Here is a 26,491-nt window from a genome sequence, read left to right on the forward strand (position 1 = left end):
GACTGCCGGCGCCTTGCCGGCAGTTGCGTTTCATCCCTCCGCGATTCCCACCTCACTTCGCCTTGACCAGTCGACGCACCGTTTCGGTGGCGAGCCTGGCGAACGGCCATCGCAGCGCCCCAAACTGAAGCAAGCTGACGCATCGGTCAGGTCACGCCAACGCGCCCACCTCCCATCCGGCAGCCCTGCCATCAGTCAAAACGTTTCGCCTGCGAAAAATAAATCTTTTCCTATCAATGATTTATAAAGAAACTCAATGGGATCTTCGGTATTGGCGCGACGCTTGCTTTGTGACCAAAGCCTGACCGCTTGGACAACTTACAAGCTCATTCAAATGCCAATACGGAGACACACTCAATGAAGCGCAGCCTGACCACCGCAGCCCTCGCGGCCGGGTTCATCCTCAGCAGCCAAGCCATGGCCAGCCCAATGCTCTGGCAGAACAACAGCCTGACCTACCTGTACGGCAAGGATTACAAGGTGGATGCCGGCGACATCCAGCAGACCATCACCTTCGAACACGCCAGCGGCTGGACGTGGGGCGACGTGTTCCTGTTCGTCGACAACAAGTGGTACAACGGCATCTCCGGCAGCGACGGTCACACCTACTACGGTGAGTTCAGCCCGCGCCTTTCGCTGGGCAAGATCACGGGTACCGACCTGTCCTTCGGTCCGATCAAGGACGTGCTCATCTCGGCAACCTACGAGCGCGGAGAAAGCCAGGACGACGGTACGCCCAACCAGAACTACCTGCTCGGCCCGGCAGTCGATCTCGCCATTCCCGGTTTCGACCGCTTCTCGCTGAACACTTACTACCGTAAGCCAGACGGCACCACCGGCAAGCCGGGCGGTCAGTGGCAGATTACTCCGACCTGGGCCATGACCTTCCCGGTGGGCAAATCGGACATTCTCTTCGACGGCTATATCGACTGGGTCGTCAACGACAAGAAGAACAGCAACACCGAGCTGAAGAAGAACTTCCACTTCAACCCGCAGATCAAGTACGACCTCGGCAAGGCGCTGGACTACACGCCCGGCAAGCTCTATGTCGGTATCGAATACGACTACTGGTCGAACAAGTACGGCATCGAAGACGGTGGCTTCGTCAGCGAGAACTTCGTTGGCCCGACCGACCAGAACACCTTCAGCGCCATCGTCAAAGCGCATTTCTGACGCGCTCGCCGCCCGAATGCCCGGGCGGCGCTTGCCTGCAAGGGCGACTGTTGATCCTGACAAGCGCAACGGCTGCTCATGCAACAAAACTCGTGCAGAATCCGCCTGACTCGGTTCACCGCCTCTTACTCTGGGGTTCGTGGCCTGAACCGTAGGGTGGGCTTCAGCCCACCGAAACCGATGACGGCCTCCAATGCTGGGCTAACGCTCATAACTGAAGGCCGGCCGCCAGCGCGCTCACGGACAGGGACCATGGACAAGAACTACGCACCGCAGCCGCTCTACACCGCCCACGGCAAACCCGCAGGTCGTATTCGCCAGAAGAACGAGGAGTCGATTCTCGCAGCCGCCGCCGAAGAGTTCGCCCGCTATGGCTTCAAGGGCACCAGCATGAACGCCATCGCCACCCGTGCCGGGTTGCCCAAGGCGAACGTGCACTACTACTTCAACAGCAAGCTGGGGCTGTACGTCGAAGTCATGCGGCATATTCTCGAGCTCTGGGACACTGCCTTCGACGACCTCACCGTTGACGACGACCCCGCCACCGCCCTGGCCGAGTACATCCGCATCAAAATGGAATTCTCGCGCCGCCATCCGCAGGCCTCGAAGATCTTCGCCATGGAAGTCATCAGCGGCTGCGAGTGCCTCTCCGAGCACTTCAACCAGGACTATCGCAACTGGTTCCGTGGCCGCGCCGCGGTGTTCGACGCCTGGATCGCCGCCGGCAAGATGGCCCCGGTCGACCCAATGCACCTGATCTTCATGATCTGGAGCAGCACCCAACACTATGCCGACTTCTCCGACCAGATCCGCCGCATCAACGGCAAGCGCATGACCCGCGCCGATTTCGCGCACGCCAGCGACAACCTGATCGCCATCATCCTCAAGGGCTGCGGACTGACGCCACCTCCGCCCGCGGATCGCTGACCGACCGTGGCCCGCAAACTGCGCATCCATTCCCCGGCCATCCATTACTTCGACATGGTGCGGCGCTGCCAGTCGATTCGCGAGGCGTCGCGCCGGCTCAACGTCGCCTCGTCGGCGGTAAACCGGCAGATTCTCAAGCTCGAAGACGAGATCGGCGCGCCCCTTTTCGAACGCCTGCCCGGCGGACTGCGGCTGACCGCCGCCGGCGAGATCTTCGCCCGCCATGTCATCGTCGTGCTGCAGGACGCCGAGCGTGTGCGCTCCGAACTGGACGCACTGCAGGGCCTGCGCACCGGCCATGTGGAAATCGCCACGGTATCCGGGGTCACCACCGATCTTCTACCTGGCGTGCTGGAGCAGCTGCGCGAACGCTATCCGCGGGTTACCGTGGGCGTCACCAGCCTTGGCTCGCAGGCGATTCCCGAGGCTGTCATCAGCGGCCAGGCGGACATCGGCCTGGCCTTTGCCCTGCCGCGTACCGCTGACTTGCAGCAGCTGGGCGTCGGCCACTTCCGTCTCGGCGCAATCGTTCCCCCCTCGCATCCGCTGGCCGAACGCGCCGAGGTGAGCTTCGCCACCTGCGCCGAATACCCGCTGATCCTGGCCAAGAGCGATCTGTCCATCCATCACCTGCTGGCGCCGCTGCTGGCGCGCACTCGCCCGCGGCACAAGGCGCCGCTGGAAACCAGCTCCGTGGAATTGGCCTTGCAGATGGCCAAGCGCGGTGCCGGGGTCGCTTTCCAGACGCGCATCGGCATCGAAGCCGAGCTGGCCGGCGGCACGCTCGTGCATGTACCGCTGAACGACGGCGGCGCGGTGTTCAGCGACCTCGGCGTGTACGTGCGCAGCTCGCGTTACCTGCCCGTCGCGGTGGACGCATTCGTTCGTGCACTGAGCGAACAGATCGGCGAACGCGAAGCGGCTCAAGGTAGTCGATCGCCAACCGGTCGCAGCGGCGAAACCACGGTGCGCTGAACGTCCGCGGCAGATTTCGCTCTATTGAGCGAAGCCACTACCCCCGGAGTTGCCATTGAAATCGTCACGACTGCTGGCTCTACCCGCCGCGTTGCTGCTGTCATTGCATACCCTCCCTTCCCTCGCCGCCGACGGCACACCGCTCGGCTGGGTCGAGCGTGGCAGGGTGCTTCCCGAGGAAGTCACGGTGAAGTTCAAGCTCGACACTGGCGCGCTAACTTCGTCGATGCATGCCGAAGACATCGAGTATTTCGAGCGGGACGGTGACGAGTGGGTCCGCTTCGATCTGGACCTTGAGGACATCGAACGGGGCAAGCTGGTCAAATCGCGCATCGAGCGCAAACTGCATCGAGAACTGACGGTCCGGGGCGCCGGCGGCAAGGAAGATCGTCCGGTCGTGCTGATGAAAGTGTGCATCGGCGAACGCCTCCTCGAGGAGCAGTTCTCGCTCAGGGATCGCGATGAAATGCACTACCCCGTACTGCTCGGCCGCCGCACCCTGGAGAAGCTCGGCCCGGTCGACTCGGCGCGCACGTTCACCATCGAGCCCAGCTGCGAAGAGCTGGCCACTCGCTGAGCCGCGGCGCCTCGAAGGTCGCCACGGCGATTAGGGCCGGCTGCACATTGCGCTGCGGTCAGCCCTGCGAGGCCATCGCAGTCGGCCAGAGCGTGCCGCTGGCGTGGCCGAGAAACGTGAACGGCACCGACCGAGGGCTGTCGAGATGACCGAATGGGCTGGCGATTTGCCGCCCCACCAGTCATAGCGAGAGGAGAGCACGCCTATGCAGCCCTACGTCAAATTCGGCGCAATGATTGCCACCTCGACGCTGGTCATGTTCGGCCTGATGTACCTGAACGTGTTCCAGACCGACCACATCCTGTTCAGCGAAACCCGCGCCTACATGGCGCTGATCATGGGCGCGGCCATGGCGATCGTCATGCTGGCATTCATGCTGAAGATGTATCCGCGGCGTGGGGTGAACATCGCCATTTTCGCCGGCAGCGCGCTGGTGTTCGTAGTGTCCTTGTGGCTGGTGCGCAGCCAGGCGACGGTGGACCAGGTGTCGTGGATGAAGGCGATGATTCCGCACCACTCCATCGCCATCCTCACCAGCGAGCGGGCGGATATCCAAGACCCGAGGGTGCGCGAGCTGGCGGACAGCATCATCGAGGCGCAACGCCGTGAGATCGACGAGATGAAGGCGCTGATCAAGGACCTCGAGGCACGCGACTGACCCAGGGCAGGTCGTACAGCACGGATCGCTGGCGCCGCCTGCTCAGGCGGCGCAGCCGACCTCCGATATAGGTTCATCTCGAGAGTTTTCGCGCGAGTTACGGTATCGAATGCCATGCGCCATCCCCGCTATTCCGCCCACAGGCCGCCTCCATCCGGCTCATCCTCCACAAATCACAACCAAACAATAACGATTTGCATTTGAATTCGCGTTTATAGCTGCATAAGATGCACCGCCTCACCCAGCGGCGTTATGTACATGGATGCAGATCGACAAACGAAAACGGCTGTTCAGCTGGCCACACTGATTAGCATGCTATCGATCGGCAGCCTGATGATGATCATGCCGCTCGGCCCGGATTTCGTTCGCGAACTGGACATGCCCGCCGACCGCATTGGGTATCTGGCTGGCGCCGCGACCTTGGCAGCGGCCCTCGGCTCGGCGCTCAGTGCTGCCTGGCTGGACCGCTTCGAGCGCAAGCCGGTGCTGCTCGCCCTGCTCGTCCTGCGCTTCGCCCTGCTCGGCGCCTGCGCAGGTGCCTCCGATGCGCACCAGTTGACCTGGCTCTTCGTGCTCAGCGCATTCGTCGCCGGCCCCCTGGGCGCGGTGCTGATGGCAAGCCTGCTCGATCTGATCCCGCCAGCCGAACGGGGCCGGCAGCTCGCCCGCCTAGCGATGGGTTTCTCCCTCGCCGCCATCGTCGTCACGCCTCTGGCGCTGGAGCTGGCGCGCTGGCTGGGCTGGCGCGCGCCGATGCTGGGCATTGCCGCGGTTGGCCTGGCGCTCGCGTTTGGCTGCCACATCCTCTTCCCCAGTCCGCAACCACACCCACGCCCGCCAGGAGCGCTGCGCCCGCTGTTGCGCTCACCGCTGTGCCTGGGGGCACTGGCGCTTGTCGCATTGCAGATGTTCAGCCACTTCCTGCTGGTGCCGCACTTTTCCGCATTCTTCCAGTTCAATCTCGGCTTCGCCCGCGAACACATCGGCGTGCTCTACCTGTGCGGTGGGCTGGCCAGCCTGGCCGCCGTGCGTCTGGGCGGCAGCTGGATCGATCGCGGCCACGCCCGCCGGCTGGTCCTGAGCAGCAGCGGTCTGCTGGCACTGATCACGCTGCTCGGCTTCGCCCTGCTGGTTCCACTGCCGCTGTTGCTGGTGTTCAGCCTGTTCATGGCACTCAGCACATTGCGCACCAGCAGCACCACGACGGTCGCCGCGAGCATTCCGGCGCCCCATCAACGCGCCGCGTTCATGGCGCTGCACGGGTCCGTCAGCAGCGTTGCCGCCGGCCTCGGCAGCCTGGCCTCCGCCGCCTACCTGGGTACGACTGCCGATGGCGCGCTGACGGGTTTCGAACACCTCGCAGGGCTCCACGTGGTCATCGCGCTGACCGCAGGTGCAGCGCTGCTGTTACTGCTCGCTGCCCTGCGACGCCATGGACAACTGCCAACACCCACAACCACAAGCAGGGCCTGAACCTGCAGCCGCGCGCCTGATGAGACTTACATCCCGCATCGATCAAATCGCAATGGAGCCTGCAATGCCTTCTGTAAGAACCATCAGTCGTCCCCGTCACCTGCCGCTCACGCTGCTCGGCGCACTCGTTCCGATGCTCGCCATCGCCAGCGAGCCGGTCACGCTGCAGAACGAAGTCATCACCGCCACCCAGACCGCCCACAGCGAACTCAGCGCGCCGGCGAGCGTGTCGGTGGTCACCCGCGACGACCTCGACAAGCTGCCGGTGTACAACCTCGCCGATGCGGTGAAATACCTGCCGGGGGTGTACATCAGCCCGTCTTCGACCTACGGCCGCAAGGAAATCAGACTGCGCGGGATGGATTCGGACTACACCCTGCTGTTGGTCAACGGCCGCCGCATCAACTCGCGTGAAGCCCTGGTCTCCAACTACGCCAACGACTTCGATCTGTCCTCGATCCCGATCGCCGCCATCGAGCGCATTGAGGTGATCCGCGGGCCGATGTCCTCGCTCTACGGCGCCGATGCCATTGGTGGCGTGGTCAACGTGATCCTGCGTAAACCGACCGCCGACACCAGGGCCGGCATCGCCTACGGCTACGAGCACCCGACCGAGGGTGATTCCGGTGACAGCCACAAGACCAGCGGCTACATCAGCGGTGCGCTGATCGAGGACAAGCTGCTCGGCAACCTGATCGTCGAGGGCACCGACCAGGCTGCCTGGGGTTCGGACCAGACTACGTCGCCCCTGATTGATGCCGCCGAAAAACGCCAGAACGCCAGCGCCTACGGCAGCCTGAGCTGGCTGCTAGACGAGCGCCAGAGCATCGACCTCGACCTGAGCTATCGTGAGGACGACCGCAAGGGCACCTGGAGCAACTCGGGCTTCGCCTTTCCGACCAACGTTCAGGAGATGGAACGCAGCGCCTTCGGCCTGACCCACAACGGCAGCTGGGACGGCTTCAACTCGCGGGTCCGCTACTACTACGAAGACGTCGACCTGATGGACGACTCCGAGGTCATGACCGACCTGCGCGGCGGCCGCTTCAGCAACGTCAACCAGACCAACCATACGGTCGACGGCCAGGTGACCGCGTTCCTCGGCAACCACCTGCTGACCCTGGGCAGCGAACTGCGCCGCACCGAACTCAGCCACAGCAACAACCTGGGTTCGGAGATCGAGGTCGATCAGCAGGCGCTCTACCTGCAGGACGAGTTCTCCCTGGGACAGCTGGATATCACCCTCGGCACCCGCTGGGATGATCACGAAAGCTACGGCAGCGAATTCAGCCCGCGCGCCTACGGCGTGTACAACATGAGCGACAGCTGGGTGATCAAGGGCGGCGTGGGCAAGTCGTTCAAGGCGCCGAGCATTGCCCAATCCGATCCCACCTACGTGGAAATCGCCTGCCGTGGCTACTGCGTGACGGTCGGCAACGAGGATCTCAAGCCGGAAACCGCCACCAGTTACGAGCTCGGCACCTTCTACCAGAACGACCGCCTGCAGGCCGGCATCATGTTCTTCCAGACCGACATCGAAGACATGATCAGCACCGAAACGACGCGGCTGATTCGGGTGAACGGCCAGATCGTCGCCGCCGACCCGGTGCTGACCACCTACAACCAGCCCCATGTGCGGATCAAGGGTTACGAGTTGCAGGGCAACTACCTGCTGAGCGACCGCATCGGCCTGCGCGCGAACTACACCTACTCCGACGCCAAGGATCGCGACACCGACGAGCCGATCCGCAACTCGCCGCAGCATATCGCCAACCTGGGTGCCGACTGGCAGGCGCTGCCAAAGCTCGGTCTGAACCTCGATTACCAGTACACCGGCAGCCAGTACCTGTACGACGTGGCGCGTTCCGGGGCGTTCGAGACAGGTGCCTTCCACACCCTGAGCCTCGGTGCCCGCTACCAGGCCACCAAGCAGCTGACACTCAACGGCGGGCTCAACAACCTGACCAACGAGAAGCGCGACGAGGTGGCTCAGGCCGTCGACAACATCCTCATGGGTCGCACGCTTTTCGTCGGTTTCGCCTACGACATCTGACGCCCCGCCCGGCGGCGCGAGCCGCCGGGTTCACCTGGAGACGCGAAGTGAACCATGCCGACTGATCAGAGGATGCCCAGGTCGCAGAAGACCACGCTGATTGCCGGCGGCGGGCTTCTACTCGTGCTGCTGACGCTGTCCCTGGCCACCGGTGCCGGCGTGTATGGTGCCGACTCCGTGTTCGGCTATCTGCTCGGCCAGCCCGACTACCTGGCCGACGACAAGCTGGCTATGGTCGTCGATACCCTGCGGCTGCCGCGCACCCTCGCCGCGCTGGTAGTGGGCGCCAGCCTCGCAATCGCCGCCTCGCTGCTGCAGAGCGCGACACGCAATCCGCTGGCCGAACCCGGCCTGCTCGGTGTCAATGCCGGCGCGGTGCTCGGGCTGGTGATCGGCCTGATCTATTTCGGCGTCGAGTCGACCCGGGGCTACCTGCTCTGGTCCGGCGCCGGCGCCCTGCTGGGCAACCTGCTGGTGCTGGGCGTCGGCCTGATGCTGGGTCAGGCCAGCCCGCTGAAGCTGATTCTTGCCGGGGTGGCGCTTGGCGCGATCTTCGGCGGTCTGGCGAATTTCCTGCTGCTCTCCACGCGGGTGGCGCTGGAGCAGTTCCGCTTTTGGAACCTTGGCTCGCTGTCGGCCTCCAGCCTCGATGCGGTCGAGACGGTCAGCCCGCTGGCCGTGCTCGGACTGGTGCTGGCGACGCTGCTCTGCCGTCAGCTGACCCTGATGCAGATGGGCGATAGCCAGGCCCGCGCGCTGGGCATCCATACCGGTTGGGTGCGCCTCGGCGTGCTGGCGGCATCCACCCTGCTCACCGCCTGCGCCATCTCGCTGGCCGGGCCGATCGGCTTTCTCGGTTTTCTCGCCGCCTATTGCGCGCGCCGCATCGAGCCGGTGGCACTGCTGCGGCAACTGCTGTTTTCCACGCTGTTCGGCATGCTCTTCCTGCTCGCCGCCGACGTGCTCTCGCGCTGGCTGCTACAGCCGTACGAACTGCCCGTCGGCACCCTGCTGGCCGCGCTCGGCGCGCCGGCGCTGATCGCCATCGTGCTGCGCGGCGGCTTTCGTTCCCTGTTGACGGTGAGGTAGCCATGACCTCCATCCCCACACCTTCCGGCGTCTGGACGCTGCGCCTCGGTGGCATCAGCCTGCTGCTGCATCGGCGCAGTTGGTTGATGTTCACCCTGCTCGTGCTGGTACTGCTGGGCTTGACCGTACTGGCGACCAGCCTCGGCAGCGGCCATCTCGGCGTGCCCGACGTCATCGCCACCCTCACCGGAAACGGCAGCAGGCTGCAGGAAATCATGCTCTTCAAGATTCGCCTGCCGCGGGTCGCCGCCGCGATCATCGCCGGGCTGGCCATGGGCATGGCCGGCTGCCTGATCCAGACCCTGGTACGCAACCGCCTGGCGACACCGGACATGATCGGTGTGAACGAGGGCGCCTCGCTGGCTGTGGTCGTCTTCGCCCTCTACCTGACCCTCGGCAACTGGCCATGGTGGGCGTCGCCACTCGGAGCCGCGCTGGCGGCCGCCGCATTGTTCGCCCTGTGCCGACGCCCCGGCGAGCAGGGCTACCTGTTCATCGTCATCGGCATTGCGCTGTCGGAACTGCTCGGCGCCCTCGGCGACTTCGCCATGTCGACGCAACCCCTCGCTCACTTGGGCAGCATCTACCTGTGGACCATGGGCCACTTCGCCGGTGTCAGCTATCAGACGGTCAAGCCCGTCGCAATGCTGCTGTTGCTGCTCTGCCCGCTGATGGCGCTGGTCAATCGGCCGCGTGGAACAGCTGGTGCAGTACGGCCGCCATCCGCATCAGGGCTGGTTCAACCAGTGGAGCGCGGAAGACGCCCGCCAGGTCGCACGCGCCCGCGAGGTGATGCAGCTCGACGCGATCTGGCAACGCAGCGCCGCCTCGCTCTCGGGTGGCCAGGCGCAACGGGCCTGGCTCGGCATGATCCTGGCGCAGAACACCGACCTGATCCTGCTCGACGAACCCACGAGCGCGCTGGACATCGGCCACCAGGCCGAGGTGATGGAAGCCGTGCACCAGATCGCCGCGGCCGGGCGCACGGTGCTGATCGTGATCCATGACCTCGGCGTGGCCGCCCGTTACTGCGATGAGCTGATCGCCCTGGCCGACGGCCGGGTGCAGGCCATCGGCCCGGCGCGGCAGGTGATGACCAAGGCCCTGGTCGACCGCCTTTACGACACCGACGTCGACATCCTTCCGGCCCCCGGCGACGGCGCGCCGGTGATCGTGCCGCGCCGCCGTACCCGTGCCCTCCAGCAACCCACTCTCCGAGAACACCCCGAAACGGAAGGTATGCAATGACCCTCAAGACCCCACGTCACCTGGCCGCCGCCCTGCTGGCCAGCCTGCTCGCCCTGCCCGCACTGGCCGATACGCGCCAGGTGAGCGATGCCATGGGCAACACCGTCACCGTGCCGGAAACGCCGAAGCGGGTGATCACCCTCAGCGAAATCGATCTGGATACCGCGCTCGCCCTTGGCGTCACCCCGGTGGGCACCATCAACGGCCGCGGCCAGGCCGTACCGCCGCGCTACCTCGAGGGCAAGCTGCCGGCGGACGTCCCGGTGGTCGGTGATCTGGACAATCCGAATCTGGAAACCCTGCTCGAACTGGAGCCCGATCTGATCCTCACCGGCCCGGTAAAGCCGGAGCAGCTGGCGATCCTCAACGAGATCGCGCCGACCGTGATCACCTACAGTTGGGGTCGCCCCTGGCAGGAAACCATGCAGCGCACCGCACAGATCCTGAACAAGAACGCCGAAGCCAACGCCGTGCTGGACCGCTACCGCGCCCGGGTCGAGCAGGCGCGCGAGCGGCTGAGCACGCATCAGGCCGAAACCCTCAGCATCGTGCGCTGGAATCCCAAGGGCCCCTCGTACATGTTCAAGGACGCCTTCGCCAGCACGGTCATCGAAGACCTCGGCCTCACCCGCCCCGCCCATCAGCAGGACCCCGGCCACACCCACTCGATGGCACTGAGCCTGGAGTCCTTGGAACTGCTGGATGCCGACTGGCTGGTGATCGGCACCCTGGCTACCAGCGGCGAGGCGGTCGAGGCCATGCGTCAGGCCGAACAGACCCCGGCGTTCGGCCAGCTCTCGGCGCTGCAGAGCAAACGCTTCGGCGCTGTCGACGGCTCGCTGTGGACGTCCGTCGGCGGTCCGCTGGCGGCACTGCAGGTGATCGAGGACGTCGAGAACTTGCTCGGCAAGGCCGATGCAGAGCCGGTCACAAGGGACTGACTCGATCCAGCGTCAGGCCGAAAACAGCAGTGCCTTGAGCCCGCTCTCGGGGCTGATGTCAGGAAACTCCGGCGGGTTCTCCAGGCGCTGCTCGAAGCGCAGCTGCGGCGCCTCGGCAGCCATGCCCTGGATCAGGAAGTCCGCGCCGATATCCGGGTCATTCACGCAGGCCAGCACCTGGCCGCCGCCGTCCAGCAACTCCGGCAGCTTGCGCAGGATCTTCTGGTAATCGCGGGTCAGGGCGAAGCTGCCCTTCTGGAAGGAAGGCGGGTCGATGATGATCAGGTCATAAGGCCCGAGCTTGCGCACCTTGCCCCACGACTTGAACAGTTCGTGGCCGAGAAAGCTGACCCTGCTGAGATCGTGACCATTGAGGCGATGGTTCTCCCGCCCACGGGTCAGCGCGGCACTGGCCATGTCCAAATTGACCACGTGTTCGGCGCCACCGGCGATCGCCGCGACGGAAAAGCCGCAGGTGTAGGCGAACAGGTTGAGCACCCGTTTGCCCTGCGCGTGTTCCTGCACCCAATGGCGGCCGTAGCGCATATCGAGGAACAGGCCGTTGTTCTGCTTGCGCCCGAGATCAAGCTTGTAGCGCAGACCGTTCTCGCTGATCAGCCACTCGGCGGGCACATCGCCCAGCAACGCTTCGGTCGGCGCGTCCAGCAGATAGCGATGCTGCAGCAGCAAGCGCTGTGCCTGGCTCTGCTTCCAGGCCGGGGATTCGGTCAGCGCCATGAGCATCTGCTCTAGCGCCGCCCGTTCCGCCTCGCCCGGATCACGGAACAGCGCCACCAGCACCAAGCCCTGCAGCCAGTCGACTGTCAGCTGTTCGAGCCCCGGATAGCAGCGGCCGCGACCATGGAACAGTCGTCGCGTCTCGCTGGGCACATTGGCCAACGCGTCGAGCAGGTGATTTTGCAGGGTGGTGAGGTGTTCGGGTGTCATGGGCGGGCATCGTCGGCAGCGTGGCCGCGCATTCTAAACGCAGCCGCCGCCGATGCCAGGCTCAGATATCCAGGCAGATCTTGCCGAAGTGCTGGTTGGTTTCCTGGTAGCGGAACGCCTCGACGATATCGTCCACGGCGAAGTGCTTGTCGATGACCGGACGGATGCCGTTGGCATCGATGGCGCGGATCATCTCTTGCTGCTGCGCGCGGCTGCCCACCAGCACACCCTGCAGACGCAGCTGGCGCACCAGGGCCGGTACCAGCGGCAGCTCGCCGGCAACGCCGGTGAGGATGCCGATCACCGAGATATGCCCGCCAATGCGCGCCGCCACCATTGACTGCTCCAGCGTCGCCGGCCCACCGACTTCGATCACGTGGTCGACGCCGCGGCCGTCGGTCATCTTGCGCACCGTCTCGCCCCAGGCCGGCGTGCTGCGGTAGTTGATCAGGTGATCGGCGCCCATCTCGCGCAGGCGCTCCAGCTTGGCATCGCTGGACGAGGTGGCGATGACCGTGGCGCCGGCCATCTTGGCGAACTGCAGGGCAAAGATGGAAACGCCGCCGGTGCCCTGGATCAGCACGCTGTCGCCGGGTTTCAGCTTGCCGTCGGCCATCAGCGCACGCCAGGCAGTGAGGCCGGCGGTGGTCAGCGTAGACGCCTCGGCATGACTGTAGCCCTTGGGCGCATGGGTGAACGAGGTGGCGCGGGCGGTGACCATTTCCCGTGCATAACCATCGACGCCATCGCCCGGCACCGTGGCGAAACCCTCGATCAGCGGCTCACCGGCCAGCCAGTCGGGGAAGAAGGTGCTGACCACCGCATCGCCAACGGCGAATTCAGTCACGCCCGAACCCACCGCCACCACTTCACCGGCACCATCGGCCATGGGAATGCGTGGCTCGCTGGGGCCCCACATGCCGCTGACCACCGCGAAATCGTGGTAGTTGAGCGAGTTGGCGCGCAGGCGCACGGTGATCTCGCCGGCCTCCGGCCTGGGGGCCTCGCTGGTGCCGACGATGACCCGGTCATAACCGCCGCCGGGCTGTACGAATATGGCTTTGTGGCTCATTGGAATTCTCCTCTGGTAATGGGATGACGTGCATGGGAACGGCCGACAGCGGCATCGTTCGACCTGCCGAAGCCTGCTGCGCATCGCTGCTCGAATGCGCGACAGCATAGCCAATCCGCCATCGACATGGCGGCCGCGAACTTACCTCCTTCGCCATCGTCGAAAGCGCGTTCGCCAATTGTCCACGGCTCGCCCGCAGGCAGCCGCACGAAACTGCCCAGCGCATCCGGAACAACTTCATGCCCCATCGCCCTGATCAACCGACGATCCTGCACAGCACCCTCGCCGCCGCACTCCTGCTCGCCCTGGCCACGCCCAGCCTGGCGGCCGAAACAGAGGGGCAGCTGGCCGCCCGCGACGCCGAGAACAAGCGCCTGACCGCCGAGCTCCTGGCCAAGCCGAACGAGCTGACCCAGCCGCTGGAAAGCAAGTACAACCACATCATCACCTACGGCCAGTCGCTCGCCTCCGCCGCCGAGGGCTGGCCGGCGCTGTCCGTCGCGCCACGCTACGACAACCTGATGCTCGGCCAGTCACCACGCTCGGCAGCCTTCAGCGGCGCGTCGTTCAAGCCAGTGGGCGAAGCAGCCTTCACCCCGCTGCGTGCCGTGGTGCAGCAGAAGAGCAACGCGGCCGTGGTGCTCGATGCAGAGAAGGTCGGCAAGCTCGCGCCGCAGGCGCAGGAGGAAGGCGAATCGGTGGAAGTCGGCGCGCTGAATATGGCACGTCGGCTCTATCTGCATCACCTCGGCCGCGACACCGATCCGGAACACCTGTTCGTCGCCAGCAACGCCTCGACCTCGGGTCGCTCCATCGCCCAGCTCTCGAAAACCGGCGGCACCAACGAATACCTGCGCGTGACCCAGGCCGTCGATCAGGCCAAGGCGCTGGCCGACGCGCAACAGGCCAGTTACAGCATCAGCGCATTCTTCTGGCTGCAGGGCGAGTACGACTATTCCCATACCAATGGCGGCAAGAACGATCAGGCGTACTACAAGGCCAAGCTGCGCCAGCTGCGCGACGACCTCTATGCCGACACCGCCAAGGCCATCGCCGGGCAGGAAAAGATGCCGGCCTTCTTCAGCTACCAGACCGACGCCAAATCCTCGGTCAAGGACGGTTCGCTCGCGGTCGGCATGGCGCAGTGGGAACTGGCCCAGGAAGAACCCGGCTGGTACCTGGTCGGCCCGGTCTACCCCTACACCGACAAGGGCGTGCACCTATCGGCGAACGGCTATCGCTGGTTCGGCCAGATGCTCGGCAAGGTCTACCACCACGTCGTCGTCGAGCGTAAAGGCTGGACCCCACTCGCACCGCGCCAGGCCACGGCGAACGGCCGCGACGTGTTGATCGACTACCATGTGCCGCACCCGCCATTGGCGTTCGACCAGCCGTACCTCGGCCACCAGGCCCGCGACGTGAATAACAAGGGTTTCGTGCTGCGTGACGACAACGGCGAAGTGCCCATCGAAGCCGTCGACATTGTCGCCGACACCGTCGTGCGGCTGCGCGCCGGTCGCGATCTCAGCGGTCAGCCACGCATCAGCTACGCCAGCCACCAGGTCGGCGGCGCCGGCCAGCTACGCGACAGCGACCCGATGCGCGCCGACGCTACCTACGAATACCTGCCCGACCTCATGCCTGCCGAAGCCAACATCAAGGCACTGGTGCACCAGCCCTACCCGCTGCACAACTGGAGCATCGCCTTCGATATCGCCGCGCAGGGTGGTGAACGCTGAGTCGAAGCAAGGTGGAATTCATCGGCAAGCGACCTCTGCCATCGCCGGTACTTCCACTCGCCTGTCCGCCTGCTTGCCGAGCTGCCAGCCGAGGTAGCCCCAGAGCAGCGCGCAGAGTGCGCCGGCCACGGCTACCAGGCCGGCGCCCTGACCGAACATGTCCAGTGCCGTCTTCCCCCAGCCGCTGACGGCATCGCCGGCGCGGTAGACAACCGTGTCGATGACGCTCTTCGCCTTGTACTTGCTCTCCGCATCCAGCGGCGCGAAGAGCATTTCCCGTCCGGGCCGGACGAACGCGTACTCGCCGATGCGGCGCACGATCATCAGCGCGGCGAGCACGGCGAAACTGGGCATCAGCGCCAGGCCAATAAAGCCGACGCAGACCAGCAGCGGCACGATGGCCAGCAGCACGCGCACGCCAAGCTTCTGCGCCAGGCGCCCGGTGATGAACAGTTGCGACAGCAGCGCGCCCGCCTGGACGACCACGTCGATGGTGCCGAACACGCGAACCTGGGCGGCCCGGTCAGGGAACAGCTCGGCCACCAGGCGCGCCTGCTCGAAATAGAGGAAAGTGGTCACGGTGGCCAGCAGCACCACGAAGCCGGCGATGCCGAGCAGATAAGGCGACTGCAGCACCCGCGTCATCCCGCTGAACGGGTTGCCTGGCACCGGCTTGCGCGTGCTTTCCGCCGGGGCCGCGCCGTGGCGCCCTGCTCCACCGATCTCGCGCCAGCGCATCAGTGAGAACTTCAGCGCCAGCGCCGCGCCCAGCAACAAGGCGGCGAGCAGCATCAACCCCGACTCGCCCAGGCTGCCGATCAGCAACGCACTGAGCGCCGGCCCGACCAGCCCGCCGACGCTCGCGCCGGCGGCGATAAAGGCGAACAGCCGCTTGGCCTGGGCGCTATCGAACACATCCGCCATCAGGCTCCAGGCCACGGACATGACGAACAGGTTGTAGACCGATATCCACACGTAAAACACCCGCGCCAGCCAGGGGTTTTCGCCCTGCAGTAGAAACAGCGCGGAGAACAGCAGCAGGTTCAGGCAAAAGAAGCCGTACACCCAATCGACGAAATGCAGCCGCGGTACGCGGGAGCTGAGCCAGGCGAACAACGGAACGGCAGCCAGCATGACAAAGAAGGTCGCGGTGAACAGCCATTGCAGGTTTTCCACCCCCGCCGCGATGCCCATCGACTCGCGGATCGGGCGCAGCATGAAGTAGCCGGCGAAGAGACAGAAAAACAGCAGGAAGCCACTCAGCGCCGGACGCAGCTCATGCGCTTCGGCATTGATCGTGGCACTCAGGCGATGCACAACGGATGGCGTGCTCATGGGCGCGCTCCTGACAAAGGAAGAGAGGTAACCGGGCGCGGGCGCAAGGCGGCCCGCGCCCGAGGGTTCAGGGGTAGCCCACGCCGGTCAGGCGTTCCGACAGCTGCCACAACTCGGCGGCATCCGCCTGGTTCGCGGCGGCCTCGGGAACCCTGGCAAAGCCCAGCGGCCCACGTTTCTCCTCCTCGCCGGTCGGCCCGTAATAGGCGCCGCCGACCGCTTCCGGCGCGGTCGCGGCATACAGGGTCGGCAGTGCGCCTTGGGCGGCGGAGTGGTACTTGTCGCGATCCTTGGCCCAGTTGGCAGCGAACTCGCTATCCAGCCCCGGCCCGCGCTTGACCAGTTCGGTCACCGCGACGCCCGGGTGCGCGGCGATGCTGCGAATGCCCCAGCCGGCGGAATCGCTGTGGCGCTGCAACTCCATTGCCCAGGTCAGCACCGCCAGCTTGGATTGCGCGTAGGTGGCGTAGGGGTTGTAGTCCTGCTCGGCCTGCAGGTCCGCGAAGTTCAGGCGACCTCGACCCGCCGCAATGCTGGACAGGCTGACCACCCGGGCATCGTCGCTTTCCAGCAGCAGCGGCATCAGCAACGCGGTCAGAGCGAACGGCCCGAGGTAGTTGGTCGCCAGCTGCAGCTCATGGCCGTCAGCGGAAGTGCCCCGCTCAGGAGGCGCCATGATTGCCGCGTTGTTGATCAGCACGTCCAGGCGCGGCAAGCGTTCCTGAAGGCGCTCAGCGAGGCCGCGCACCGAGGCCAGGTTGGCCAGATCGACGGCCTCGAACTGCACGCGGGCATCCGGCACCTGCTCACCTATCCGCTCGATCGTCTCCTGCCCGCGCTCGGCGTTGCGCGCGGCGATGATCACCTCGGCGCCGGCGCGTGACAGCGCCAGCGCATCTTCGTAGCCCATACCGCTGGTGCCGCCGGTGACCAGCACGATGCGGCCGGTCTGGGCCGGCATGTCGGCCAGGCTCCAGTCCGGTGTCGGCGCCGGTCGGTTGGCGGCTTCGACGGTCAGCGTTCCAGCCAGCGCCACCCCGGCGATCAGCGCTCTGGCCAGCTTCATAAGAGGCCAAGCATTACTGCCCGGCCCGGTTGCGTTTCTCTGCGCCATGATCGTTTCCTCGTCGTCGTGAATGGCCTGCCTCAGGCAGAGGCGGCCGACGGAGGAAGTATCAGCGTACGATCACAGGCTGATAATCCAGGCAAACATGGACGGGCTGTTCGACCATTCGTACAGTTCGATCATTCAAGGAGGTCCCATGCGTCAACCCAACCTGAGTGATGTAGCCCTGTTCGCCGCTGTGGTCGAAGCCGGAGGGTTTCGCGCCGCGGCGCAGAAACGCGGCATGTCGGCGTCCTCGCTGAGCGATTGCATGCGCCGCCTGGAAAGCGATCTGGGCTTGCGCCTGCTCAACCGCACCACCCGTAGCGTCACCCCGACCAGCGCCGGCGAACGCCTGCTGGAACGCCTGCGCCCGGCGCTGGACGAGATCAGCGCCGCATTCAACGACCTGGACGATGACGCCCAACGGCCGGTCGGCACCGTCAAGCTGAACGTGCCGGTGCCGGTGGCGCGCTTCCTGTTGCCGGACCTGCTGAGCCGCTTCCTCAAGCTCTACCCGGCGGTGAACGTCGAAGTGGTGATGGAGAACACCTTTATCGACGTCATCGCGGCGGGCTACGACGCCGGGGTGCGCTACGAGGAAAGCCTCGCCAAGGACATGATCGCCATCCCCATCGGCCCGCGCCGGCAACGCTTCGTCGCCGCCGCCGCGCCCAGCTACCTCGCCGCCCATGGCACACCGCGGCACCCGTCCGAGCTGACCGAGCACCAGCTGCTCGGCCATCGTTTCGAGAGCGGCAAGGTGGGTGTTTTCGAGTTCGAGAAGGACGGCCGAACCCTGCGCATACCGCCACAAGGCCAGCTCGTCACCTCCTCCCACGACCTGAAGACCAGCGCGGCGATCAACGGCCTGGGCATCATCTACACCTTCGAGGACTTCATCCGCGAGCCGCTCGCCGACGGCCGCCTGACGCCCATCCTCGAAGACTGGTGGCAGTCATTCGACGGCCCCTATCTCTACTACCACGGCCGCCGCCACATGCCCTCGCCGCTCAGGGCTTTCGTCGATTTCCTCAAGGCCGAGGGGCAAGAGCGGGCCTGACTCAGCGCAGGTCAGGGCTTGGGCAGATAGCCCGGAAGCGCCTCCAGCCGCTTCATTCCAGCGCAGCTCTTTCATGAACGTGCAAAGGAATAATCTCATCGACACTTGCCACAGTTTTAATATCTGGAGCAGCTGCGCGCGTCGCTGCAGACGGGCTGACTAAATAACTTTTATTCGCCATTCGCAACATCGCGAGATCATTGAAGGCATCACCTACTGCCAACACATAACGCCCTTCAGAAAGCGCCTGGGCCACATGGTCTTCCTTACCGGCGCGCTTATAAAAACTGCAATCCGTCACAAAGCCAAAACGATCCACATTCAGGCGATGACACATAGCTGTCGGCCCGCCTAACAAGTCGAAGAGCGGATTTGCCAACTCGAGAAAGCAGTCAGAAATAATGTTTATCTCGTACTCATTAAAAGAAAGCTCATCAAGAAACTGTCTGGCGCCGGGAACAGGCTCAACATGGGATAGTATTCGGCTGACACAGCTGAGTCTTAAGCCGTTGTCACGCAGAAGCGCAATGCGATTTCGCATCAACAAATCGTAATCTGGCACCTCGCGCGTGGTCAGTGCCAGGGAATCGATGCCTGTACGCTCGGCAATGATTGGCCAAAGCTCCGGGACCAAAACACCCTCTAGATCTATGCAGGCCAGTTTCATAAGCCTCTCCTGAATCATCGCCCAACGCCAGGCAATACTAAGCTCGCGCCAAGACCAATCAGCGCGGTACCAATAACCCGGTCAACAATGTGCTGCTTTCTCAGTATGCGTCTACGCAGAGCCTCAGCGGAAAAGAATACCGCCACTAAGCTAAACCAAACCAAGTGAGACAACGACATAAATATACCGTAAGCAAAATTAACGTATAGAGAGCTATCGGCGCGCACTACCTGACTATAAGTTGCAACCACAAACAACATTGTTTTTGGATTGAGCGCATTAGTAAAAAAACCAGTCCGAAATGCTTTCCAAGCTGTAGACTCACGTCCGTCAGCCTCCCCTATCGTCAGGGCTCCAGCATTCATCAACGATTTAATTCCCAAGTAAATGAGATAGCCAGCGCCGAGCATCTTCATACTTATGAACAGTATGGGTGAGTGGGTAATTATTACAGCGATTCCGAAAACCGTGTAAAAAACATGGACCTGCACGCCACAAGCAATACCTAGCGCAGCCGTCAAACCATTCTTCCGCCCGAACGAGTAACTATTGCGGGTCACCATGGCAAAGTCGGGACCTGGACTGACAACAGCTAAGACAGTAATGGCGGCCACTGCAAACAATTCGTTCATTTACATTCTCCGAGGCGGTAAGACTAGCCTACCGCCAGGATCTATTAATCAGCGCTTACTGAAGGTGATAACCAATACATCTCGATAAGCGGGCAACTCTGGATCTATCTGAATGACCGGTGTTACACCATGCAGCACACGCTCGTCATTCACGATGGCGGCCTCCAACTCATGTGCAAGTGTAAGACTACTCAACGGTCGTCTATCACGGTCATAGATAGACGTTTCTCCATTAACGATGTTGACGCGATTAACCAGCATCATGAAAACGAAGTTTACCCCATCACGATGAATGCCTTCAGGAGTTGGTGAGGCTGGAAGCTGTGAAGCATTTATTCTGAACTGGTGAACCTCGATGTGCCAAGAATAATACTGAGCTAGGCTACTAAAACTGGCACAACATAGCTTCAATGCAGAGCGCAACACTTTCCCTTCGCTTATTTCGCCCTCTATCGGAGCAAAGTATCGTGGAATACCGCCGTTGAGGCTGTTGTAGTCAGTGCTCTGAAAGTGCGGTTGGTGCGGTTCCATAACGGGGCACTGTATGCCAGGACCAGCACTGTATGTCCCATGTCGGCGGAAACGGTACGTGCCGCCATCGCGCATATACGCGTCCTGCTCAAGGCGATTCCAGCTCTCCTGAAAAGCATGCCAATCATCCATGACGTCTGGGTCCATTGCAGTCAGCAGCTTGGTAGTCTTTCGGCCAGCAAGGAAAATGAAATCTTTTTGTGCTACTTTTTCGCACAGATTTCTGACTTCAGGCGACGGGTTGGTGAGCTGAGGGTGAAACATGACGGCATTTTGTATATCGCTTCGCATGTTATTCATAGGTCCTCCTGATGGGCAATACCACCGCTTTGACTCAAGTGGCAGCAGAAATCTTGCGGACCTACAAGCAATTAGAAAAACGATTTATCGTTTCCGATATCTGTGAGAAAACGTCGTCTATATGAATTTACCTCCGCTAGCTTCGTTTCGGTTTTTCACTGTTGCAGCCAAAACTCAGAGCTTCGTCAAAGCAGCTGAGCAACTGCACGTAACTCACGGCGCCGTTAGTCGTCAGGTGCGGCTGCTGGAGGAAGCTATCGGGGTCGAGTTATTTGATCGGCGCAACAGGGCAATATTTCTCAACCAGGCAGGCCACCTCCTTCTTAACGTGACAGCGCCCCTGTTCGATCAGTTGGAAGATGCCGTTTATCGCTTACAGCGAGAGGGTCGAGAAGACGTCCTTGTGCTCTCCTGTGAGCCCACCATCGCCATGAAGTGGCTGATCCCTCGACTTCCTGCTTTTCATGAAGCGCATCCGAACTTGCAGATCCAATTATTGGCCGCCGGCGGGCCGATTGATTTCGCCCGCTCAGGGGCTGATCTCGCAATCCGCCGCGATGACTTTCATTGGGGCAGCTCTGTACACAGCGTGAAAATCTGCGAAGAGTGGATCGGGCCGGTTTGTACGCCGCCAAATACTCCCGACAAGAAACGGCTGGACAAATTAAGCCTGTTACACAGCAAGACTCGCCCGATGGCATGGGATAATTGGCTACGCCTTACGGGAGTGGATCTCTCTGGTTCTATAAAGGTCGACTATGAGCATTTCTACCTGTCCATTCAGGCGGCGACGTCAGGATTAGGAGTAGGAATGGCGTCCCTATTTATGGTTCAAGCCGAACTGGAGTCCGGCCAGCTAGTTGCGCCGTATGGCTTTATCCGAGACGGTTCAACATATTGCCTTTTATCACCCAAAGCTTTGGATGAAAGTTCCAAGTGCAATATATTCAAGAGCTGGATAACGGAACAACTTGATCACTACATTGAGCTTATGGGTGGTGAGCTGCCGCCAACAGCTAACTCGACGAGCAGCCCACATCCCGCGGTATCTTCTTAGCAGGTAGGCCGTAACTCGGAATGCTGGCCGACAGCGGTTTTGTCAGTAAACCTGCCTACCTGATCGACACTCAGGGCTTGGGCAGATAGCCCGGCAACGCTTCCAGCCGCTCCATCCAGCGGACGACGTGGCTGTACGGCGTGAGATCCACATCCCCTTCCGGCGCTAGCACCACGTAGGGGTAGACCGCGCAATCGGCGATGGTCGGCCGGTCGATCGCCAGCCAATCGTGGCGCTGCAGATGGTCGTCCAGCAGCTTGAGCACCGCCGGCGCCTTGGCCAGCGCCGCGGCCTTGTCCAGCGGATAGCCGAACTTCTGAACCAGCCGCGCCGCATTCAGGCTCTGCTGGATCTCGTTCGCGGTGAAGGACAGCCACTGCACGATCTCCGCCTGCCCGCGCGGGTTGTCCGGCCACCACGCCAGGCCGCCGTATGCGCCGGCGAGGTAAACCAGAATGGCCTGCGAGTCGCGGACGATATGGTCGCCATCATCCAGAATCGGCAGCTGCCCCAGCGGGTTCAGCTCGGACAGCGGCGGCTTCTTGTGCGCACCATTGGCGAAATCTACGGCCACCAGTTCAAGGTCGATATTTGCCAGCGCAGCGAACAGCCGCACCTTGTAGCAGTTGCCGGATGGACCCAGGTCGTACAGTTTCATTGCGCACCTTCTCTGATGAGCTGATTGAATTCGAGAACGTTGCCGTCCGGGTCGCGGATGAACAGCGCGATCCGCCGCGGGCCGATGGGATGCGGCCCCTCGGTGATGACGATGTTCTGCGCCTCGAGCCAATGCTGGAGCGCCGCGAGGTCATCGACGATAAAGGCCGGATGGGTCATGCCGGGCCGCTTGACCGGCGCATCCAGCAGCACGTTGTGCGCATCAGCGGCACGCGCACCGTTGAAGATCAGATTGATGCGCACGCCATCCGGGCTGAGCATTTCGTTAGCCTCGAACAGCGGGAAGCTGGCGCTCTCGACGAAGCCCAGCGCCTGGTAGAAGGCCATCGCCCGCGGCCGGTCGCTGACACGAATGCCGATGTGGTCGTAGGCGACAATGCGAGCGGGACTGGCTGACTGATTCATGTGCGAAACTCCAGGAAATCTCAGTCCCTGCAGTGTCAGCCACCGCGCCGGTTTCACCTATGCCGCGGGCCTGACAACATCTATGCAGTGATCGCACAAATCCCGGGGTGGCAATGGACAAGCTCAAGGCAATGGCCAACTTCGTTCGCATCGTCGACAACGGCAGCCTGAGCTCGGCCGCCGATGCCACCGGGCAATCCGTGGCATCGGTGGTGCGCTCGCTGGCCGCGCTGGAACGCCACCTCGGCGTGCGCCTGCTGAACCGCAGCACTCGGCGCATGGCCCTCACCGACGAGGGCGCGGAGTACCTGGCCTGGAGCCGGCGCATGCTGGCGGACTTCGCCGACATGGAGCAGCGCCTGGAGGCCAGCGACGGCGCCGTCCGCGGCCTACTGCGCATCACCGCACCAGTGGAGTTCGGCCAGCGTTACGTCGCGCCGCTGGTGAATGAATTTCTCAAGGAACATGCCGAGATCCGGGTCGAGCTGAACCTGAGCGACCAGATCGTCCCGCTGCTCGACGAACGCCTCGACCTCGCCCTGCGCATCGGCCACCTCCCCGACTCGGCAATGGTCGCCCGACAGATCGGCAGCACCCGGCTGGTCACCTGCGCCAGCCCCGACTACCTGAGCACCGCCCCCGCCATCGACACCCCCGCAGCACTGGAAGACCACGCCTGCATCCTCTTCGCCGCCCAGGGCCGCCATTGGTACTACCGCCACGGCGAAAAGGAACAGGCTGAAGAAATTATCCCACGCCTGACCTGCAACCAGATCCGCGCCGCCAGCCTGGCCTGCGTGCAAGGCCTCGGCATCACGCGGCTGATGCACTATCAGGTGGCAGAAGAACTGGCTGATGGCCGTCTGGTAAGGGTGCTCAGGGATTACGAACCGAAGGACCTGCCGATCCAACTGGTCTACCCACACGCCTTGAAGCTATCGCCAAGGGTGCGGGCGTTTGTGGAGTGGGTTTGTCCGAGGTTGGAGCAGGGTTTGCCGGGGTTGGATTAGAAATAGAGGCTGGCTGCTTTCAGCCAAGAGCGTACAGTGATTCTGATCGCCCCCCCGCTGGGGCTGCATTGGGCGACCTTTATTGATCACTGACGACTCGAATTGGCCAGGAGCATTCGCTCTGCGTCTACAAAACCAAGGGCGATTCACACAGCTACCCACAAAGCTAACCTCTTGGTTTGTTAGTGCGAGACTTTCTAATAACTGGAAACAAAAAGTCAGTCAGCTCATTCATCCATAGTGGAATATTAGACACATCCGCAATCTCAGTATATTTGAGCGCAAACTTAACTTTAAATCCAGGCAGGTTGAATAGTTCTTCCATGCTGCGTTGCTCAGTTGTCCGCAAATCGAACGCCAACGCCGCAGGCCAGTCTTCATGGTCATGATTTATCGCGTCCAAGAGAGGCCCCACGTAGTCCCCAAAGTCGGGATCACTTTCGAAGCTTCTAAGTGTAGTCGTAAAATCATTGGGAATTAGTGTATCCTCCATAACCGTTGGAGGATGATATTCAGTATTGCTTGTTGATTTCAGAATTGTTTTACTTTCATCAATGTCATTGTGAATGCGCTTTATTTGAATTTGTTTTATCGAGTCGTTTGCATCATATTTTTCAAATGCTTTATCAGTATCTAGTAGTAAAAAAACCTTACCCTTAATGTCGTCTCGATGGTCATCAAGAGCCATCTCCAAGTATCTGAATATTTTCTTAACGTGCTTAGAACCACCAACTGGCAGAATGAACAGTTTTTTTCTCGACAAATAAAAGTCGAGATAAATTTTGTCTGCCGAGCCTTCACAAACTATCCACCTATAGTCGCTGCCTGTTATAGAAGCTATCATTGACTGAACGAGATCGTTTAATCCCTTAAGCTCTATGTCCGAAGGTAGCTTTCCTTGCGTCGTTTTTCTAAGCTTTGCAATGTCTTCCCTGAAACATCGCAAATCAATCATTATTAGTTCGGTCTCAAGCTTAGGACAGTAAATAGCGACACCGTCAGACACAATCGGCATGAAGCCATACCAATGAGTAGTGACAATTGTCTGGACACTTGCTTGAGAGATGTCTTTCAATTTTTCGAATTGTTCAAAACACGAAGAAACGTGCAGAGAAAGTTCGGGCTCATCTATAGCAAATATAACATGATGCTCTCTGGTTGCTTCAGTCTCCAAAAGAAATGCTCTTGCAATGTCGATCAAAGCCTGTCTTTTTTCTCCAGAACTTAGATTGTTTACCGGAACGCTATCTTTACCTACCTTTTTCGTAAGAATCTTACTATCAAAAAAAGCTTCTATGATTTTTTCTGTTAAGTGTGACTGGTTGAATAGGTTCTGTTTTTTTGCAGGCTTTTTGTATTCGTAATGTTCAAGTGTGTTGGAGATTTCTGCTAGAAACGCATTAAGCTTCTGATTGATATCGGTGACTGTTGATTTTTTTACAATGTTTCTGACTATTTCCTCAATTTTTGTTCCTAGAAGTGCCTGGACTGTTTTGCTTTCTATCTTTGTGTATTCTCTGAAATTGATTTCGGATGGAACGTATATATATTGATATGTTGTTTGCACATAAAAAAATAGCGCATCTACGAACTCTGACCAGCACGGATAATTTTGAAGCGCCCCAAACTCTTCCAGAGACTCAAATATTGAAAAATACGAGCCAGGCGCTGCACCTGCCGCTGTTTTAATCAACCCTAAAGGTAGAAGGTAATGGCTATGAGCGCCATAACCACCACTCAGTAAAACATCTCTATTGGAACAAAATTCGCTGACAGGTTTCGGCGATGAATTAAATTCCTGCGGAGTCGCCGACCATACCATTTCATTTATTTTCTGTAGAAAATCGTCATACTGATCGTACTCGAAGTCAAATGAACTCTTTTCTATAAGAAAGATAGGACAAATGTAAGGCTCCCTCTCGGGATACCCTTTCGCCAAGCTGTGATTCAGATTCCATTCTGTCGAATTAAAGAAGCTATCAAGCGCCTCTAGAACAGAACTCTTGCCTGAGCCGTTTTCGCCGACTATTGCTGAAAACATACTGCCGTTAGAAAGAGGTATGAAATTTATATTTTGGTATGTTTTGTAATTTCTTAATAACAGCCCTACGATCACATGCTTCTCCTTATAAATCCGCCCTGCCCGCATGCTAGCAGATTGCCTCAGCAAGCCTTACTGCCTCCAGAATTCGAAAGTAGCATCGGTGACCTACCCATTGGCCATCACTGTGCCCACCGCCCGCTCCTGGCCGAAAGTGGCCGATGCTCGACCAGTCGAACATCAGGGCCCACCGCCCAACCCACCGCTTGCCCCCCCCTCTTCATCCCGATGCTAGAGTGCGCGCTCCATAGCCGCACAACTCCAAACCAAATAGCGAGGCCCCCATGCTCAACCATGTAATGGTCGGTTCGAATGATATTGAACGGTCGAAGCGCTTCTACGATGCCGTGCTCGGCGTACTCGACGCTGGCGAGCCGCTGCGCAACGTGGCGCCGTCCGGGCATACGCGCCTGTTCTACCGTCACGACGGCAGCCTGTTCGGTGTAACCGAGCCGATCAACGGTGAGGAAGCGACTGTCGGCAACGGCGGCACCATTGGCTTCAAGTGCAGCTCGGCCGAGCAGGTCAAGGCGTTTCACGATATCGGCGTCGCCCATGGCGGCACGACTTGCGAGGACCCGCCGGGCCTGCGCGAAACCAACCTCGGCGCGTTGCACCTCAGCTACGTCCGCGACCCTGACGGCAACAAGCTGTGCGCCATCTACCGCCCGCAGTAACCCTCCTGTTTCAACGCCGCACTGTGCGGCGTTGATACTCGCGCCAGCATCGGCACA

General features: G+C 61.4%; 25 protein-coding genes and 2 pseudogenes. 17 read left to right on the plus strand and 10 right to left on the minus strand.

Features of this window, described 5'->3' with window-relative positions; translation table 11 throughout:
* The first annotated feature begins 357 nt into the window (after positions 1-357).
* The 12 genes and pseudogenes from BM275_RS12545 to BM275_RS12595 all read left to right on the plus strand — a co-directional run bounded on the left by BM275_RS12545 (position 358) and on the right by BM275_RS12595 (position 11,114).
* Positions 358-1,173, plus strand: coding sequence for an outer membrane protein OmpK (locus tag BM275_RS12545; protein WP_003280206.1), 816 nt, complete (start codon positions 358-360; stop codon positions 1,171-1,173).
* A 252-nt stretch (positions 1,174-1,425) separates the two neighbouring features.
* Entirely contained in the window at positions 1,426-2,100 is a 675-nt protein-coding gene (locus BM275_RS12550) for a TetR/AcrR family transcriptional regulator (protein ID WP_090521426.1), read from the plus strand.
* 6 nt (positions 2,101-2,106) lie between these two features.
* Positions 2,107-3,075, plus strand: coding sequence for a LysR family transcriptional regulator (locus BM275_RS12555; RefSeq protein WP_090521428.1), 969 nt, complete (start codon positions 2,107-2,109; stop codon positions 3,073-3,075).
* A gap of 55 nt (positions 3,076-3,130) precedes the next feature.
* A complete protein-coding gene (rloA3, locus tag BM275_RS12560) occupies positions 3,131-3,652 on the plus strand; it encodes a retropepsin-like aspartic peptidase RloA3 (RefSeq protein WP_090521431.1) in 522 nt (173 codons plus the stop codon).
* Positions 3,653-3,857: 205 nt separating this feature from the next.
* Positions 3,858-4,310 (plus strand): DUF305 domain-containing protein, encoded by a 453-nt coding sequence (locus tag BM275_RS12565; RefSeq protein WP_014821095.1) that lies wholly within the window; start codon positions 3,858-3,860, stop codon positions 4,308-4,310.
* Positions 4,311-4,622: 312 nt separating this feature from the next.
* On the plus strand, positions 4,623-5,783 hold the full coding sequence (locus BM275_RS12570; RefSeq protein ID WP_312725179.1) for an MFS transporter: 1,161 nt from the start codon (positions 4,623-4,625) through the stop codon (positions 5,781-5,783).
* 64 nt (positions 5,784-5,847) lie between these two features.
* The gene (locus BM275_RS12575) at positions 5,848-7,836 is read left to right on the plus strand and encodes a TonB-dependent receptor domain-containing protein (protein WP_090521432.1); all 1,989 of its coding nucleotides are present in this window, start codon (positions 5,848-5,850) and stop codon (positions 7,834-7,836) included.
* Positions 7,837-7,908: 72 nt separating this feature from the next.
* On the plus strand, positions 7,909-8,925 hold the full coding sequence (locus tag BM275_RS12580) for a FecCD family ABC transporter permease (protein WP_167362163.1): 1,017 nt from the start codon (positions 7,909-7,911) through the stop codon (positions 8,923-8,925).
* Positions 8,926-9,011: 86 nt separating this feature from the next.
* Positions 9,012-9,599, plus strand: a pseudogene (locus tag BM275_RS12585) (iron chelate uptake ABC transporter family permease subunit); the annotation flags it as partial.
* 118 nt (positions 9,600-9,717) lie between these two features.
* Positions 9,718-9,783: pseudogene (locus tag BM275_RS22540) on the plus strand (hypothetical protein); the annotation flags it as partial.
* Positions 9,784-9,882: 99 nt separating this feature from the next.
* Positions 9,883-10,173, plus strand: a complete 291-nt coding sequence (locus BM275_RS22545) for an ATP-binding cassette domain-containing protein (protein WP_279626147.1) — start codon at positions 9,883-9,885, stop codon at positions 10,171-10,173.
* Positions 10,170-11,114: an ABC transporter substrate-binding protein gene (locus tag BM275_RS12595; RefSeq protein ID WP_090521436.1), complete on the plus strand. Its 945-nt coding sequence runs from the start codon at positions 10,170-10,172 to the stop codon at positions 11,112-11,114. The genes BM275_RS22545 and BM275_RS12595 overlap by 4 nt, the downstream gene beginning before the upstream one ends.
* Positions 11,115-11,126: 12 nt before the next feature.
* On the opposite strand, the gene BM275_RS12600 is transcribed toward BM275_RS12595, so the two are convergent.
* Together BM275_RS12600 and BM275_RS12605 are read right to left on the minus strand one after the other, a co-directional pair.
* Entirely contained in the window at positions 11,127-12,062 is a 936-nt protein-coding gene (locus tag BM275_RS12600) for a class I SAM-dependent methyltransferase (RefSeq protein WP_090521438.1), read from the minus strand.
* 61 nt (positions 12,063-12,123) lie between these two features.
* Positions 12,124-13,134 carry a zinc-dependent alcohol dehydrogenase family protein gene (locus BM275_RS12605; RefSeq protein WP_046618861.1) on the minus strand — a complete coding sequence of 337 codons (1,011 nt, stop codon included), beginning with the start codon at positions 13,132-13,134 and terminating at the stop codon, positions 12,124-12,126.
* Positions 13,135-13,373: 239 nt separating this feature from the next.
* Here BM275_RS12605 and BM275_RS12610 point away from each other — a divergent pair, with 239 nt between their 5' ends.
* Positions 13,374-14,873, plus strand: a complete 1,500-nt coding sequence (locus tag BM275_RS12610; RefSeq protein ID WP_090521439.1) for a phosphate ABC transporter substrate-binding protein — start codon at positions 13,374-13,376, stop codon at positions 14,871-14,873.
* An 18-nt stretch (positions 14,874-14,891) separates the two neighbouring features.
* Here the strand turns inward: BM275_RS12610 and BM275_RS12615 are convergent, their stop codons facing one another.
* Positions 14,892-16,208 carry an NTP/NDP exchange transporter gene (locus BM275_RS12615; protein ID WP_090521441.1) on the minus strand — a complete coding sequence of 439 codons (1,317 nt, stop codon included), beginning with the start codon at positions 16,206-16,208 and terminating at the stop codon, positions 14,892-14,894.
* A gap of 67 nt (positions 16,209-16,275) precedes the next feature.
* Positions 16,276-17,322, minus strand: a complete 1,047-nt coding sequence (locus BM275_RS12620) for an SDR family oxidoreductase (protein WP_090521443.1) — start codon at positions 17,320-17,322, stop codon at positions 16,276-16,278.
* Positions 17,323-17,470: 148 nt separating this feature from the next.
* Here BM275_RS12620 and BM275_RS12625 point away from each other — a divergent pair, with 148 nt between their 5' ends.
* A complete protein-coding gene (locus tag BM275_RS12625) occupies positions 17,471-18,376 on the plus strand; it encodes a LysR family transcriptional regulator (protein WP_014821107.1) in 906 nt (301 codons plus the stop codon).
* Between the two features lie 52 nt (positions 18,377-18,428).
* Here the strand turns inward: BM275_RS12625 and thrH are convergent, their stop codons facing one another.
* The 3 genes from thrH to BM275_RS12640 are packed head-to-tail and all read right to left on the minus strand — an operon-like array spanning position 18,429 to position 20,506.
* Entirely contained in the window at positions 18,429-19,043 is a 615-nt protein-coding gene (gene thrH / locus BM275_RS12630) for a bifunctional phosphoserine phosphatase/homoserine phosphotransferase ThrH (RefSeq protein WP_003300807.1), read from the minus strand.
* A 14-nt stretch (positions 19,044-19,057) separates the two neighbouring features.
* On the minus strand, positions 19,058-19,675 hold the full coding sequence (locus BM275_RS12635; protein ID WP_003300809.1) for a LysE family translocator: 618 nt from the start codon (positions 19,673-19,675) through the stop codon (positions 19,058-19,060).
* A 48-nt stretch (positions 19,676-19,723) separates the two neighbouring features.
* Positions 19,724-20,506, minus strand: a complete 783-nt coding sequence (locus tag BM275_RS12640; RefSeq protein ID WP_272891024.1) for a 2OG-Fe dioxygenase family protein — start codon at positions 20,504-20,506, stop codon at positions 19,724-19,726.
* A 121-nt stretch (positions 20,507-20,627) separates the two neighbouring features.
* Here BM275_RS12640 and BM275_RS12645 point away from each other — a divergent pair, with 121 nt between their 5' ends.
* The gene (locus BM275_RS12645) at positions 20,628-21,563 is read left to right on the plus strand and encodes a LysR substrate-binding domain-containing protein (protein ID WP_037000029.1); all 936 of its coding nucleotides are present in this window, start codon (positions 20,628-20,630) and stop codon (positions 21,561-21,563) included.
* Positions 21,564-21,633: 70 nt separating this feature from the next.
* Here BM275_RS12645 and BM275_RS12650 read toward each other — a convergent pair whose 3' ends face one another.
* Positions 21,634-22,221, minus strand: coding sequence for a glutathione S-transferase family protein (locus BM275_RS12650; RefSeq protein WP_090521445.1), 588 nt, complete (start codon positions 22,219-22,221; stop codon positions 21,634-21,636).
* The gene (locus BM275_RS12655) at positions 22,218-22,646 is read right to left on the minus strand and encodes a VOC family protein (protein WP_090521447.1); all 429 of its coding nucleotides are present in this window, start codon (positions 22,644-22,646) and stop codon (positions 22,218-22,220) included. The genes BM275_RS12650 and BM275_RS12655 overlap by 4 nt, the downstream gene beginning before the upstream one ends.
* Positions 22,647-22,759: 113 nt before the next feature.
* Between BM275_RS12655 and BM275_RS12660 the strand changes: the two genes are divergently transcribed.
* The gene (locus BM275_RS12660) at positions 22,760-23,656 is read left to right on the plus strand and encodes a LysR family transcriptional regulator (RefSeq protein ID WP_090521449.1); all 897 of its coding nucleotides are present in this window, start codon (positions 22,760-22,762) and stop codon (positions 23,654-23,656) included.
* Between the two features lie 166 nt (positions 23,657-23,822).
* On the opposite strand, the gene BM275_RS12665 is transcribed toward BM275_RS12660, so the two are convergent.
* A complete protein-coding gene (locus BM275_RS12665; RefSeq protein ID WP_167362164.1) occupies positions 23,823-25,772 on the minus strand; it encodes an AAA family ATPase in 1,950 nt (649 codons plus the stop codon).
* Between the two features lie 269 nt (positions 25,773-26,041).
* Between BM275_RS12665 and BM275_RS12670 the strand changes: the two genes are divergently transcribed.
* Positions 26,042-26,434, plus strand: a complete 393-nt coding sequence (locus BM275_RS12670; RefSeq protein ID WP_090521453.1) for a VOC family protein — start codon at positions 26,042-26,044, stop codon at positions 26,432-26,434.
* Positions 26,435-26,491: the final 57 nt, after the last annotated feature.

Origin of the sequence: Stutzerimonas kunmingensis, assembly GCF_900114065.1 — a bacterium.
Classification (GTDB): domain Bacteria; phylum Pseudomonadota; class Gammaproteobacteria; order Pseudomonadales; family Pseudomonadaceae; genus Stutzerimonas; species Stutzerimonas kunmingensis.

Coding starts and splice junctions, on each gene's coding strand:
- BM275_RS12545 (WP_003280206.1), top strand. CDS start 358: ATGAAGCGCAGCCTGACCACCGCAGCCCTCGCGGCCGGGTTCATCCTC.
- BM275_RS12550 (WP_090521426.1), top strand. CDS start 1,426: ATGGACAAGAACTACGCACCGCAGCCGCTCTACACCGCCCACGGCAAA.
- BM275_RS12565 (WP_014821095.1), top strand. CDS start 3,858: ATGCAGCCCTACGTCAAATTCGGCGCAATGATTGCCACCTCGACGCTG.
- BM275_RS12570 (WP_312725179.1), top strand. CDS start 4,623: ATGCTATCGATCGGCAGCCTGATGATGATCATGCCGCTCGGCCCGGAT.
- BM275_RS12575 (WP_090521432.1), top strand. CDS start 5,848: ATGCCTTCTGTAAGAACCATCAGTCGTCCCCGTCACCTGCCGCTCACG.
- BM275_RS12580 (WP_167362163.1), top strand. CDS start 7,909: ATGCCCAGGTCGCAGAAGACCACGCTGATTGCCGGCGGCGGGCTTCTA.
- BM275_RS12595 (WP_090521436.1), top strand. CDS start 10,170: ATGACCCTCAAGACCCCACGTCACCTGGCCGCCGCCCTGCTGGCCAGC.
- BM275_RS12600 (WP_090521438.1), bottom strand. CDS start 12,062: ATGACACCCGAACACCTCACCACCCTGCAAAATCACCTGCTCGACGCG.
- BM275_RS12605 (WP_046618861.1), bottom strand. CDS start 13,134: ATGAGCCACAAAGCCATATTCGTACAGCCCGGCGGCGGTTATGACCGG.
- BM275_RS12610 (WP_090521439.1), top strand. CDS start 13,374: ATGCCCCATCGCCCTGATCAACCGACGATCCTGCACAGCACCCTCGCC.
- BM275_RS12615 (WP_090521441.1), bottom strand. CDS start 16,208: ATGAGCACGCCATCCGTTGTGCATCGCCTGAGTGCCACGATCAATGCC.
- BM275_RS12620 (WP_090521443.1), bottom strand. CDS start 17,322: ATGGCGCAGAGAAACGCAACCGGGCCGGGCAGTAATGCTTGGCCTCTT.
- BM275_RS12625 (WP_014821107.1), top strand. CDS start 17,471: ATGCGTCAACCCAACCTGAGTGATGTAGCCCTGTTCGCCGCTGTGGTC.
- thrH (WP_003300807.1), bottom strand. CDS start 19,043: ATGAAACTGGCCTGCATAGATCTAGAGGGTGTTTTGGTCCCGGAGCTT.
- BM275_RS12635 (WP_003300809.1), bottom strand. CDS start 19,675: ATGAACGAATTGTTTGCAGTGGCCGCCATTACTGTCTTAGCTGTTGTC.
- BM275_RS12640 (WP_272891024.1), bottom strand. CDS start 20,506: ATGAATAACATGCGAAGCGATATACAAAATGCCGTCATGTTTCACCCT.
- BM275_RS12645 (WP_037000029.1), top strand. CDS start 20,628: ATGAATTTACCTCCGCTAGCTTCGTTTCGGTTTTTCACTGTTGCAGCC.
- BM275_RS12650 (WP_090521445.1), bottom strand. CDS start 22,221: ATGAAACTGTACGACCTGGGTCCATCCGGCAACTGCTACAAGGTGCGG.
- BM275_RS12655 (WP_090521447.1), bottom strand. CDS start 22,646: ATGAATCAGTCAGCCAGTCCCGCTCGCATTGTCGCCTACGACCACATC.
- BM275_RS12660 (WP_090521449.1), top strand. CDS start 22,760: ATGGACAAGCTCAAGGCAATGGCCAACTTCGTTCGCATCGTCGACAAC.
- BM275_RS12670 (WP_090521453.1), top strand. CDS start 26,042: ATGCTCAACCATGTAATGGTCGGTTCGAATGATATTGAACGGTCGAAG.